Genomic DNA, 473 nt, shown 5'->3' on the forward strand with positions numbered 1-473 from the left:
CTGATAGTCAACATTCCGAAATAGAATAATAGGCTGATAAAGTTATCCGGTTCTGCAACTGTTTCGGCTGGAAAACCTGTTTTTAGTTCTCCGGTGACATATCCTTGTTGTACCAATGTCTGGATGGTCGAGGCGTCATGAGCAAATTCTTTGTCTTTGCGGATCAACATTCGTAGTTTGTTGTAATCCACGCGGATGTTTTCTTCTACCATATTACGTGGCATATAGCCTCCATTCCGGATGTAATTATCCACAAAGTAGAGTACCATATTGGAGTTGTACATTGTAGTACTGCCATAACTTTGTTCTGCAAAACAGTAGTTGTCATACCAAGGTTTCATAGCTTCTATCAGCTCGTCGGTAGAGTGGTGAAACTGGCAGGTAGTGGCATAATAATCCAGCATTGCGCGTACCTCTTCTTCGTTGAATCCGGTCATTTCATTAAATTCCGGAGAGAGCGAATAATTGGTGCC

1 protein-coding gene is annotated in these 473 nt (G+C 42.1%); it reads right to left on the minus strand.

Features of this window, described 5'->3' with window-relative positions:
- Positions 1–473 (minus strand): AAA family ATPase (locus KTR06_RS24365; RefSeq protein WP_217290898.1); only part of this gene is annotated, 473 nt, incomplete at both ends.

Origin of the sequence: Bacteroides sp. MSK.20.12 (assembly GCF_019052435.1) — a bacterium.
GTDB lineage: Bacteria > Bacteroidota > Bacteroidia > Bacteroidales > Bacteroidaceae > Bacteroides > Bacteroides xylanisolvens.